Annotated in this window: 16 protein-coding genes; all 16 read left to right on the top strand. The window is 34.1% G+C overall.

Annotation, left to right across the window (positions count from 1 at the left end):
• Window positions 1-25: 25 nt before the first annotated feature.
• The 16 genes from MHB65_RS19975 (at window position 26) to MHB65_RS19900 (ending at window position 12,478) form a co-directional block, all read left to right on the top strand.
• Window positions 26-958 carry a hypothetical protein gene (locus MHB65_RS19975; RefSeq protein ID WP_342441485.1) on the top strand — a complete coding sequence of 311 codons (933 nt, stop codon included), beginning with the start codon at window positions 26-28 and terminating at the stop codon, window positions 956-958.
• A gap of 83 nt (window positions 959-1,041) precedes the next feature.
• Window positions 1,042-1,218, top strand: a complete 177-nt coding sequence (locus MHB65_RS19970) for a hypothetical protein (RefSeq protein ID WP_342441484.1) — start codon at window positions 1,042-1,044, stop codon at window positions 1,216-1,218.
• A complete protein-coding gene (locus MHB65_RS19965) occupies window positions 1,215-1,616 on the top strand; it encodes a hypothetical protein (protein WP_342441483.1) in 402 nt (133 codons plus the stop codon). Before MHB65_RS19970 ends, MHB65_RS19965 begins: the two co-directional genes overlap by 4 nt.
• A gap of 1 nt (window position 1,617) precedes the next feature.
• Window positions 1,618-1,929, top strand: a complete 312-nt coding sequence (locus MHB65_RS19960) for a hypothetical protein (protein ID WP_342441482.1) — start codon at window positions 1,618-1,620, stop codon at window positions 1,927-1,929.
• A 13-nt stretch (window positions 1,930-1,942) separates the two neighbouring features.
• Window positions 1,943-2,482, top strand: coding sequence for a hypothetical protein (locus MHB65_RS19955; protein ID WP_342441481.1), 540 nt, complete (start codon window positions 1,943-1,945; stop codon window positions 2,480-2,482).
• Window positions 2,483-2,495: 13 nt separating this feature from the next.
• On the top strand, window positions 2,496-3,008 hold the full coding sequence (locus tag MHB65_RS19950) for a hypothetical protein (RefSeq protein WP_342441480.1): 513 nt from the start codon (window positions 2,496-2,498) through the stop codon (window positions 3,006-3,008).
• A gap of 69 nt (window positions 3,009-3,077) precedes the next feature.
• Window positions 3,078-3,593, top strand: a complete 516-nt coding sequence (locus MHB65_RS19945) for a hypothetical protein (RefSeq protein ID WP_342441479.1) — start codon at window positions 3,078-3,080, stop codon at window positions 3,591-3,593.
• Window positions 3,594-3,711: 118 nt separating this feature from the next.
• Window positions 3,712-4,089, top strand: a complete 378-nt coding sequence (locus tag MHB65_RS19940; RefSeq protein ID WP_342441478.1) for a hypothetical protein — start codon at window positions 3,712-3,714, stop codon at window positions 4,087-4,089.
• 11 nt (window positions 4,090-4,100) lie between these two features.
• Entirely contained in the window at window positions 4,101-4,451 is a 351-nt protein-coding gene (locus MHB65_RS19935) for a hypothetical protein (RefSeq protein WP_342441477.1), read from the top strand.
• A gap of 37 nt (window positions 4,452-4,488) precedes the next feature.
• A complete protein-coding gene (locus MHB65_RS19930; protein WP_342441476.1) occupies window positions 4,489-6,384 on the top strand; it encodes a phage tail tape measure protein in 1,896 nt (631 codons plus the stop codon).
• Window positions 6,385-6,401: 17 nt separating this feature from the next.
• Complete coding sequence (locus MHB65_RS19925; RefSeq protein ID WP_342441475.1) at window positions 6,402-6,803, top strand: hypothetical protein; 402 nt, start codon at window positions 6,402-6,404, stop codon at window positions 6,801-6,803.
• A gap of 39 nt (window positions 6,804-6,842) precedes the next feature.
• Complete coding sequence (locus tag MHB65_RS19920) at window positions 6,843-9,188, top strand: hypothetical protein (protein ID WP_342441474.1); 2,346 nt, start codon at window positions 6,843-6,845, stop codon at window positions 9,186-9,188.
• Between the two features lie 58 nt (window positions 9,189-9,246).
• Entirely contained in the window at window positions 9,247-11,037 is a 1,791-nt protein-coding gene (locus MHB65_RS19915; protein WP_342441473.1) for a hypothetical protein, read from the top strand.
• A 19-nt stretch (window positions 11,038-11,056) separates the two neighbouring features.
• Window positions 11,057-11,212 (top strand): hypothetical protein, encoded by a 156-nt coding sequence (locus tag MHB65_RS19910; protein WP_342441472.1) that lies wholly within the window; start codon window positions 11,057-11,059, stop codon window positions 11,210-11,212.
• A gap of 29 nt (window positions 11,213-11,241) precedes the next feature.
• Window positions 11,242-11,751: a phage holin family protein gene (locus tag MHB65_RS19905; RefSeq protein ID WP_342441471.1), complete on the top strand. Its 510-nt coding sequence runs from the start codon at window positions 11,242-11,244 to the stop codon at window positions 11,749-11,751.
• The gene (locus MHB65_RS19900) at window positions 11,741-12,478 is read left to right on the top strand and encodes an N-acetylmuramoyl-L-alanine amidase (protein ID WP_342441470.1); all 738 of its coding nucleotides are present in this window, start codon (window positions 11,741-11,743) and stop codon (window positions 12,476-12,478) included. Before MHB65_RS19905 ends, MHB65_RS19900 begins: the two co-directional genes overlap by 11 nt.
• Window positions 12,479-12,573: the final 95 nt, after the last annotated feature.

The following is a 12,573-nucleotide window of genomic DNA, read 5'->3' as shown; positions in this document are numbered from 1 at the left end:
GGAAAAGAAAGGAAGGGATAATTAAATGGCACATTCACTATTACATTCTTCAAATTTACAAACCGAAGAATTCTTAAAAGGTATTTATGGGTCTTTAGCAAAAGGTTCACCTTTAACAGCACGAATTTTATTTGAAAAGATTAAAGGAGCAGCGATTAAGTTCAGCCGTTCTGACGGTATTCATGGGTCTGGTACTCGTTTTACAGGTCAAGCACCAAAACAAACAGAGTTTAACTACACGCCAGTTACAGAGTCTACTTCTGTGTTCTATGCTGACTTCCGTGTAGATAAAGCAGAATTAGCACGTATGGTTGACCCTGCTTCATTTATTCAAAATGCAGTAATGGATCAAATGGCTTCTATTTCACGTGCTTATGCTCACGAATTTTTATTAGGAGATTTAGAAGTAAACGATGCAGGACTGAATGGTGTTAAAAATCGTATTGCAGAAGACTTAGTTTACACTGCAACAAACAACGACATTGACGAAGTGCAATTACAATTAGCACTTTTAGCATTACAACCTGCTAATCCTTCTGACTTAGTAATTGTTGCGAATGACTTTGACTATGTAAAACTAGTTAACAAATTAGCGAGTAAACATTTGCTAGAACGCAGTACTAATGCATTTAATCTAGGTGTCGTATCATTCAACGGGGCTGAAATTATCCGTATGAGTACATTCCAAAAGCAAGTGAAAGCATTAGACGGTACATTCTCTACTGTAACTGTAAATCCATTACCAAAAAATGAAACTGTTGACGGAGTAGAAAATACTTCTTCAATCTATATTTTAAACCTTGCAAGTGGTCGCTTAAACGGTATTGAAGGTGAACAAGGCATTACAGTGTCACCTTATGAAATCGCTCCAATTTGGAAAGGAAACTACATTGAGTGGCATGCAGGTCTTGCAGAATTTACTGCTCGTTCTGCTGCAGTCATTAAGGGTATTAGATAATTTAAACAAAAGGCATAGGAGTTTGGAGGAATAACTCCTTCCTATGCCTTTTGTTTAAAAAGAAAGGAAAGGAGGACTATGAAATGATTTATAAGATTGAAGCCTTTAACACAAATAAGAATGGTTTCTTTTTGGGCTTAGAATTTAAAAACGGAATTGCAGAAACAAATGATTCTAAAACTGCGGGATTATTTAAATATATTGGTTGTATTGTAACCGAAGAAAAGAGTCCTACCACTAAAAAGAGGGTGTCAAAATGACACTAAGAGACTACAATCTTGTTTCAGTTGAAGAAGCAGATCTATTTATGAGTAATATGATAGACGATTTCGCTAATTGGAATGACTTCACAGAGGACCAAAAACGAAGAGGACTTTCTACTGCTTGGAGAACTATTCTAAACGATTCCACCATTATCTTTAAATACTCAATCGAGTATAAAAAATATAAAGATCACCGAGTTTTTGAAGCGGTTATTTTACAAGCCTATCATATGTTAACTGACCACGAAGCCCAATATGCTGAAAAGAATGCTAAGAATGGTAATACTTCAATTGGTCTTCCAGATTATTCAGCATCTTTTAACAAACCCACGCAGTTATATCCTTCCGTTTACGAAACTTTAATCCCTTGTTTAGTGAGAGTTGGGAGGCTCTAATATGTATAACAACATGCGAGAACCTATTCAAACTTATCCGTTTATTATGAATGCGAAGCGACAACCTACACCAGATTACGATAATGGACATATTGAACATGGCTACATTACCTATGAAAACAATTGGGAGATTGACGCGAATAACCAAGAACAGTATACCATTTATGCCTATCTACACTGTAGAGCAGACTCTCCAATAGATGAATCATGGAGGATTTGGTATGACGAAAATATGTATACTGTATGGCGGGTTTATTTCGTAAGGCATCCATACTCTAGACGGATTCTAAAGAAGATAGTTTACTTTGGCTAGATCAGGACTGAATATGTCAGTTGAGTTAAAGGGATTAAAGGATTTAGCAAAAAACTCAAAGGAACTTCAGAAGAAATTAAACAAAACTATTAGACGTTCTACTAAAGCCGCTGCTTTAAAACTATTAGCAGACGCTGTTGAACTTGCTCCTGTTTATCAAGGGCAAATAGACGAAAATGGTGAATTGCTGAAAGACGAGGAAGGAAATGTAGTAAAAACTCATACGGGTGGTAAATTGAAAGGTTCAGGAACTGTTGTGTTAAACAACAAAACAGTAGTGGCAGAATCGGATGAAAATGGAAATATTAACGCTGCTAAGTCTAACTCTTCTTCTGCTAGGGATATGGAAAGTGTTTCATTCTTTGATGTTGGATTTAATACTACTTATGCTGAAAAACAACATGATCACGAAGAGTATCGACACATTGACGGACAGGCTGATTACTTAATGCAACCAATGCGTGAGTTGAAATCAACTTTCGAGGAACAAATCATTAAGGATGCCAAAAAGACAATGGAAAAAGAAACAAGAAAGAATAGGACAAACAACTAAAGGAGGTGGGACTATGGCCTATCAAGAATTAAACATACCTGAGAATGAACTAAAGGTAAATGCTACGATGTTTCCTTCACCAAATTTCATTCTTAGATACTATTTAGCAGAAAAAGAAGTTGAAGAGTTAAATCTAATAACGATTGATTCATCACATACAGGTTGTGGAATCTTCCTTTACGAAGCGGGTTCATATCCTGCCCCGAAGGTTGCACGACATATTAAATACCCTGTTATTAGTGTTCAAGTTAAGTATTATGACGCAATAGACGATAGAGACCCTCGCTCAGTCTGTGAAGAAGTATCAAATGCATTAGACGAATTAATCAATGTTAGATACGGACCATTCTTAATTAAGAGGTGTTTCGTAGAAAGAGAATTTGAGTTTTTTGAACAACAAGACACTTTATTAGTCTACCGTGCCTCTTACTATCTACAAGTAATAGATTTAAGAAAACAAGCAAAAGCGAATGAAGAGGAGTATATTCCTTCTGAAATTGAAGAAAAAGGGCTGTTTTTGTTTTAAAAACAATCAAAAAGTGATGAAAAATGCACAAAAACGCACAAAAAGTGCAAGAAGGGAGCGAAAAGTATAATGATCAATACAACTAAAAAAACATTTATTACAACTTATGGTTTATACGAAACCACTGACGGCAGTACTTTAGGTGCTAAATTAGGAACAACTTCTGAAGAAGGTGTCACTGTCGAATTTGATCTAGGAGATTTCGAAGTCCCTAATGGGGAAGATGCTTCAATTATGGAAATCGTCAAACGTCTAAAATATGCGGTAATTAATATCGGATTTATGGAATTTGATACGAAGGCATTAAAGAAAGCATTACCACATTTAGTGGAAGTTTCAGCAGGAAAAAGATATGGAATGAAAGGTGGAGCAGTTCGACTTTCAGAACATACATTCTCAGCCGTGTTAGTTCCTATCGACTATCCAGAAGATAAGGAAAAGTATATCTATCTACCAAAGGTAGTTAATGCAGGAAATCCTTCCTTCGAATTTGGATTAGAAACAATCACAACAATAGACTTAGAACTTAAAACATTCAAGGACGAAAGCGGTTATCATTTATACTTCGGTAGCGAAGGAGTTTAAGAATTAAATAACACAAACAAAAGGAAGGACTTTCATTCGTTCCTTCCTTTTGTTTAGTCCTTCATTAATCATTTAAAAAAGGACAGGAAAATAGGAAAAGGAAAAGGAGGAATTAATTATGAGTGAATCAGTGTTTATAAAAATGAAAAAGGTTAAATATTTAGATCAGAACGGTGAGGAGACTTCTTCTATCGTTAAGCGAGTTGTTATCTTTAAAATTCTAAAGCAGTTGTCAGATTTACTAAAGAAAGAAGAAGCAGCGGTTATTTTTGAATTGTTAAATGGTAAAGAATTTACTGTTGAGGAATTAGTAAAAGCAGTAGTTAAGTTACTTCCAGACTTCCCGAATTTACTAGATTTATATATTGATAATTTTGATATTGAAGATGTATTAGATTCTGACGGTTTATATGATTTAGTAATGGCTGTATATGTCGTTAACTTTGTGCCAAATATTGACTCCATAAAAAAGAAGTTCGGGGCGTTCAAAAAGTAGAAAGAAAGAAGTTGAAAAAGTTTGATCTTGAACGCACCCTTCTTGAAATAGATTTCTTCTTTTTAAACAAAGGAATATCTAAACAAGAATGGCAGAATAGTTACTCCTTTGCAGAATGTTTTGAATTTCTTGTTCTAGAAGAAAGACAGCAATTAAATATAAATATAAATAATTTTGTAAATTCCTTAACGGCTATTCAAGGATTTAGTAAAGAAGGAGGAAAGGCAATTAATGAAAGAATGAAAGCATATCAAAAACATTCTAAACTGTTTGACTTTGAAACTGAAGAAGTCCTTCCTTCCATGACTTTGGAAGAGCAATATGATGATGTGCAGAATTTCCTTCTGTCATTAAAAAGGTAAGAAATAAAAAATATAAAAATGAAAGGAGGTAAAAGCAATGGCAAATAAATTTGGACTAGGTAGCATTATGGCAAGGATTGGAGCAGATACTACCAATTTTGACGAAGGAATGGAAAATGTACAAAAACAGATTGACAGTATATCTGGTGCGTTTTCTAAGGCTAATTTAGGATTAGGTGGATTGGCGGCAGGACTAGGTGCAGCAAGTGTTGGCGGTGCTAAAGGGATTGGCGATTTAATTAAAACGGCTGCTGAATATGAAGATACTATGAATCGTGTACAAGCCAGTACAGGAATGACTGACGAACAAGCCTTAAAAGCAGGAAAGCAAGTTAGAGAACTATTCCGAAAAGGATTAGGTGAAACTTACGGTGAAATCGGCTCGGCTTACAGTTTAGTGAATTCCCTGTTCCCAAACACAAGTGAAGATAAGAAGGCAATAACAGAAAGAGTATTGCAAATTGCAAAGACATTCGATTTAGGAGCAGAAGAGGTGGCAAACTCTCTTGCAAGAATGACTGTCGGGTTTCAAGTTCCATTCAAAGAAGCAGCAGATGGATTAGTTAAGACATTACAGGTTTCAGGTGGACAATATTCTCATGTTCTTGACGCATTTACAGAGTATTCAGAAGACTATAGATTAAGCGGAAGTAAGATTGGTGACGTTATTGCTGACATACAATACGGAATGACTGATGGTGCTTCTTACCAAGTCGATAAGATTGCAGATTTAACCCGTGAAATTATGGATAGGACGAAAGACCTTACTCCAGATATGTTGCAGTCCTTAATGGTTCTATATTCTGACGAATTGCAAAGTGGCGAGATTACGATGAATGAAATTATTGACAACCTAAAAGCCCGTGATAAACGAACTTTGGAACAAACTCAAGATATTATTAAGAAAATAGGTGAGGTAGAGGACGGATTTACTCGTAGAAATATGATGGAAGTATTTGGAGGCAGCATTGCTACGGATATGGGGGAAACATTCTTTATTAATTATGGAAAAAGAATTGGAATGTTTATCGAGTCAACAGGATCAGCAGAAAAGGCTTGGAATGATTTTACAAAAGGAAGTTTCGAATACAATATGCTGAAAATGAAGAATGCTTGGACAGATTTAAAAACTACAATAGGAGTGCAATTCCTTCCTGCAGTTATTAAAGCAATTCAGACAATTACTGTTTCGCTTAACGGTATTAACAAATTCTTCCGTGATAATCCTATGGCTTCGAAATTCGTGGCAGGATTTATGGTGTTAGGAACTGTTTTGGCGGGTGTCCTTTCTGCCACTCTTGCAATAATTGCTGTAGTTAGAATTGCTGGACCAGCAATCGCTAAAATGTTTGGCATATTCACAAAAGGAGCAGGAGGAGGAACAGCAGTAGCATGGAGATTATATAGTGTTTTATTCAACATTGCTCTATTCCTTGAAAAAGCCATAACTTGGGTTGCTAGATTCGGAAGACTTCTATTGAGTCCAATCACTCTAGCAGTAGCAGCAGGAATTGGACTTCAAAAGTTACTTTATAATGCAATTAATGAATTTGCAGGGAAAGGTGCTGCAAACTTCTTTAAAATGATTATGAACCCTCTAGTCCTTCTACAGGACATCTTCGTTGGAATCCTTAACTGGTTTGTTTCTATCCTTCCTCAAGGCATTCAATCCTTCGCACAAAAGGTTGTAAACATTGTTGCATACCTTACAAAATTATTAACATTACCAGCCCAAATGTTAGCAAACATAATTTCGGGTGATACAATCAATCCATTTAAAATAATGAGCGAATACAAAACAGATATAGAGAATGGAACAGCAGGAGGCGATACTTGGAACTTTGTCTTTAACGGCAATGTAGATAAGCCTAATGCTCAATCAACTGGCTACGGGCTTGTTCAAGGTGTTAAAACAGCAAATAACATGCGATAAGGAAGGAGGAATGAAAAATGGTAATGACCTTATCAAATGCAGAAAAAAATAACTGCTTGTATTACTTAGAAAATCTAAATGGTACAGGAAGGATTTATTTTATAGGAATTTATGACGATTGGAATCCGCGCTCTTTTGAGGGTAACGTATCAGTCAAGATTCCGCTAGACAAAACCTCAGATGACGATATCCTCTTTGAAACCTTTGGTATTACTTCCACGATCAGTTTAGAAGCAACTATCCTTTCACAGGACTTTCCTTCCTTTTCCTCTTTCAGATTTACGAAATGCAGATTCAAAGATCCACACGGAATTTACAATGTATTTGTAGAACGCGCGGAAGCAGTAAAAGGAAAACAAATAAAGGAAATGGACAGGGTTTCATTAGTTGTTCGAGTAATTTCACAGGTTAATATGTAATGATTATAATGAGGTATAAAAGGAAGGAGGAGGAAATAAATGACGAATTATTATTTAAATGAAAACACACCTATATCAGTTAGTTTGACTGTTAATCCTTATACAGGCGGTTCTATTGCTATTCCTAATAATTTTATTAATCAATTTGATTATGATGCACAGTTTGGCGAAGTTCAGAATTGCGTATTTGAATTAATTTCTTATAAAGGAAAATATAACTATTTAAAGGACGAACAGTTTAAAGGAATTCTCAACAGCAGATTAACAACAATAGATATTAGTGTTAAAAAAGGTGGGTCTACTGACTACATGATGAAAGGGATAATCAATAGTTGGGGAATGGTGGCGGATACTAACGATTACACAATAATTCGTGTTGAAATGGTAGATAGAAATATGGATATAAACAACTCTATACTAAGAGGCACTGACGTTTCCGCGCTAGGAACAATCTATGATCAGGCTGTTGAATTAAGTGGTGATTCAACAAATCGGGATTTAGAAATACTAAACAATGCAATGGGGAAGATTAAAGAAAATAATCCAGACTTCAATTTTAAAGTTGGAACACCATCCAATGTAGATTACGGTACAACTATTCGACCTCCTTCTTCTTCCTCTGGTGGACCTTCAAATGATTATCCTGTTTATGGCGAATGGGAAAAGATTATTGGAAATCTATACAAGTTAATTCCTAATGCTACAAACATAGAGGCAGGAATAACGAAGCAAGGATATATGATTATTTCCTATCTTCCTTTCTATAACCCTAATGACATAAAGTATCATAGATTGCTAGTTATAGATTTAAATACAATGAAAAATGTAACAGTTGAAATGAATATGCATAGAGCAGGATTGAAAGGTGATGGAGCAAATACTGCAAGGCTTGCAGTTAATGAGCAAGGAAACAATGCTATCCTATGTTTTGCAAATCCTTTTACATTTTACAATATAGATTTAGACAGCAAGGAAGTCACAAAGTTAGAAACTAGAAATCAAATTGATCAGCCGACTTCATATTCTAATTTAACAGTAAATAGACAACCATATTTACTCAGAGACCAACTTTTCATGATAACGACAGGAAGTATTAATGGATCACTACAAACTCATGTGGATGTTTTCACAGTAAAGTCTAAAAAGGTAGTTTTAGAATACCAAAAGCACTATGGCCTTTCGATAGAATATCAACAAGATGCATCTTATTATATTGTTTCTGGAAACTACTTTTATTTAAAGAGAATAAAAAGAAGAGAACTTACTCATAATACTTCGCCTGAGTACCGTGTTTTTAGAATTTCAGATGGGCTAAGTATTACAGAGGAAGACAACGAATTTACAATTCCTAATTGGCAAGAAGTACTTCCTTTTAAAACCTACAACAACCCACGAACAATGAATGTCTTTGGTTACACCTTGATTGCAAATAATAGCGATTATAAGATTATAGACCCTGTAGAAAAAACAATAGAAACCATATCATCAAGAAGTGATGCCCAAATCTATGGTGTATCGAATGAAAAACACACTTGTTATTACAAAGGTTATATATATAGAATACCTAACGCGACTGAGGATACGGTTATTAATTCATTTAAAACAGCAAGGCAGAAGGCTTCTTTTAATGAAGTTATTCGGACTAGAGTTAAATTTAAGAATGACGGAGTAGATCAAAATGGAATTCCTACTTCTTACTATGTTGATCAATCTACAAATTCTGCTTATCGAGATTATATAAATTCAGACTATTCCTCTAATATTCCTTCCTACGATTTTGAAGTTCCAAAATATGAAAATTTCATGAATGAGGCTTATGATATGTCTAATTATGTTACTCCTGCTCTTCCTTCTACTGGTACTACGAATGCAGACTTACTAAAGGATTTAGCAGATAGTACAGGAATGAAATTCTACTCAGTTGGTAATATAGTCATCTTCGAAACACCAGAAGTAAAATCACTTGAGGATTTTGTTCTTGATATGAAGTATAGTGCGGAACCAATCGAACATGTTAAATCCGCAAATATTTACAGCAGTGTAAAGATTTATTACGGAAGAGGAGCAAGTAGTGGTGTAGTTGAAATCTTCCGAGATCAAAATGTAATAGCAGGAGAATCTGCGACTACCTATGAGCAAATAAGACCAACTATGAATAAGGCACAGGCTGAAACATATGCAAGAAGGATTCTGAAGAATGGAATAAAGGAAGAAATCCTAATTTCCTTTCCTTATGTTCCTAACCTTAAGGTCGGCCATACTGTAAAGGTTGTTTCACAAAAACTTCTAGGTGGCTCTTACAAAGGAATATGCACAGCAATGTCCTTATCTATTTCGCCTGAGAGTGGTGCTTATTGCCACTACACACTTACAGACTATAGTTAGGGAAAGTAAGGAAAAACAAGCCTTTAATGGCTAATTAAAAAGAAGGAGGGATAAAAAAATGAGTGAATATAGAAATCATCTAGGGCTTCATTCTGAGTTGAAGCGCTTAGTTCAGAAAGAATTAGATAGGCAACAACTAAAAGGGATAAATAGATATGTTTTTGACGGTGAAAAGGCAGTGGATATACTTCAAGAATTATATGTAATTAAATATGTATTAGAAAAGATTACGAAGGAGTACAAGCCTAATGTAGTTGCAGAGGTTGAAAATGAAGAAATAAAGAACACAATTAAACAGTCAGTTATAGACGAACTTAACAGTCAGATTGACTCCATTAACACTGCTATTGAGACTGTAAAAACAACTTATGTAAAGAATACAGACTTAGACATATATGCAAAAAAGATAGATTTAGATAGTTATGCAAAAAAGATTGAATTAGATAAATACTTGTTAAAAAGTGAATACAATAATGGTAGCAACAGTGTTGGTGCGGATTTAACTAGAATTAAAAAAGAACTTGATTCTGTCAATCTAAATCTTTCACGTGAGATTCTATATCGAGTTGTTAATAATGCTCAAAATGGACAACTTGATCCAGTTTGGAGCGGTTTTGAGGGTCTGTACTATGATGACTTTTTTGACGAAGATACAAGTCAATACACACTAACAAACTGTTCAGTAAGGAATGGAGTTATTAAGTCTGATGGAGTTCAGTTTTATAATGTTAATAATTTGAAAAATGAAAGTAAGCCAATCTTTGAAAATGTTAATGACATTACATATAAGTATGATTTTGTTGGAAGTTGGTTAAATGCATATGTTGAAAAAACAAGAAAAGATACTAATACTCAAGAATATATTTCAAGCAAGACTTTATATGAAATTTTTTCATTTTTAGAAAGCAGCACAGTCTATGATCTTAGACATTATTGGCGGAGTGATTATTTTGATATAAAAAATGACCTTCTTCTTATACAGTACTACAATCGTGAAGGTATTTATTTTGTAAAATACCACATTCCTTCAAATACCTATAGTGTGGATAAACATGAGAATTTTAATGGTTTTATGCAAGAAATATGGCAGTATGAAATAGTTTCATTAATTCCGGATGACGATCCATTAAAAGAAGATTACTTATATAATGCTTTGTTTTCGATAGATGAATTAGCCAGTTCAGCATTTAATTCAATTCTTTCATCTGATGGTAAGTTTCTTTACTTTTTAACTTTATTGCCAATCGCGTTCGAACCTCAAAATTATTACACAGGAGGTCCAGCAATGGCTGTTAAGCAAGTGTTGCTTAAAAAGGAACTTGCAACAGGGTTTACTGATATCGCTGCTGAAAGTCATGACGAAATGCATAGTCTTGCACTTTCACTTGAAACACCTTGGTTTTACTCTGGGATTAGCGATATCGTATATGTTGACGATAAAATACTTATCACTCAAGGATATATAAAAAATATATTAACAAATGAAACAATAAACAAAGGTTACTTTAAGAACAAAAATATATATGTATCTTCTAATAAATATTACATTGAAAACAATGGCAATTACCTTGTTATAAAAAAAGATGATTTAAGTGTAACAACACAGCAAAGTTCACCAGTTGGGTTTTCTATAAAAATAAATAAAAACATAATAGCAAAAACTCTCCATGTAATTTTGGCTGCTAACAAGGCATACGCAAGTAATTCTAGCCTTATTATAAGTGGTGAAAAATATAAACTAGATAAAAAAATTGAACTTAATAGTGTAAGCCAAGTTAATAGTCTTGAAATAGTTTTTGACGATTTTGATTTAGAAATATCTGGCCTGCTAGTTGGGTATGCAACTTAATACAAAGGAGGCGTTGCAAATGAAACATATATTAATAAGCAAGACGATTGAACAGGAAAACTTAGAATTAAAAGAAGAGTTAAAGACTGTTAAGGAAGAATTGATAGAGATTAAAGATCTTCTTTTGATTTTAGTTAATAAGGAGAATTCAGACTCCTCTACCGTTGGTAGTTAACTTCTGAATTAGAAGGCGGTGAATATTAAATGGAGGTCTTAACTTCTGTATGGAGTAAGTTAATTAGTTTATTAAGTAATATTTTTATATGGTATTACGGGTTGATTGTTAGCCTGTTAGGAATCTCTTTTACGAGTGATACAGCAAAGTTTTATGTAGTTATGGGTACAACAATTGTTTTAGCGGTGCTGTTTGATTTTATATTTGCGGTCACTTGTGCTTGGTTAAATAAAAATGCAATCATAAGAAACAGACGAATTCGTGACACATTTGACAAGTTAGTTGCCATGATTATTCCTTTTGTTTTTATTTCCTTCCTATCATTAACTTCAAATTCATTTTCAGATTTGGGTTTCATACATACTATTTTAAACGGAATAATTATATTTTATGTTGTGGTTGTTGTTTTGTGCGAATTGATTTCAGTCTTAGAAACAAGCGCAGATATGGGATTTCCTCATGCGATAGTTATTAAAAATAAAATACTAAGGATTTATGAAAATTATATAGAAAAGGAGGAAGATGAAAATGAAAATTAACAAGGATTATTTGCTAACAGATAGCGAAGCATTGCAGGTAACAGGTGGAAAAGGGAATGCAAAGAAATTCCTTACAATTCATGAAACAGGCAATCTAAATGCAAGATCACTAAATCATGCGAAATTGCAAAAAAGACTTGGAATGAAACTAAATAAAGCGAGTTGGCATTACAGCGTTGATGATAAAGAAGTTCATCAGAACTTTGACCATACTTGGAAGTGTTGGCATACAGGAACTACAGAAGGTAATAATTCTAGCATCGGAATCGAAATTTGTTGGGTAAAAGATTTTGATAGTGCTGTTAAGTTAGCCGCGCAATTAGCAGCAAAGATCTTAAAGGACGAAAACATTCCTTTAAGCAACATGAGGCAACATTATCATTGGAGTAAGAAAAACTGTCCTGAAAGAATTAGATCCGGAAAGTATGGGTGGACTTGGGACAAGTTTGTGGCCTTAGTTAAATCCTATTTAAATCCAACAGTACAAAAGAAAGAGGAAGTAAAGCAACCTACGGTAGTTAAGAAAACAACATATGTACAAGTTACAGCAGACAACCTTTGGACTTACAATACGGCAGATTGGAAGGATAAATACATTTCCTATAAAAAAGGTACTACATTTACAGTAGTAAGCACACATACAGTAGCAGGTGCAAAAATGTACAAACTAAAGAGTGGAAAGTATATAACGGCAAGTAGCAAGTATGTCAAAGTTTTTACTAAGTAATAAGTCTAATTATGTTTTATTAATAACACTTCATAATATTTAATAATAAAAAATAATTGTTATTAATAAAGCATAATTACCAACAAATGAGCATA

Source organism: Lysinibacillus sp. FSL K6-0075 (genome assembly GCF_038592945.1).
GTDB lineage: Bacteria > Bacillota > Bacilli > Bacillales_A > Planococcaceae > Lysinibacillus > Lysinibacillus fusiformis_F.
The sequence above is the reverse complement of the archived record's forward strand: the minus strand, read 5'-3'. Positions and strand labels throughout refer to the sequence as shown.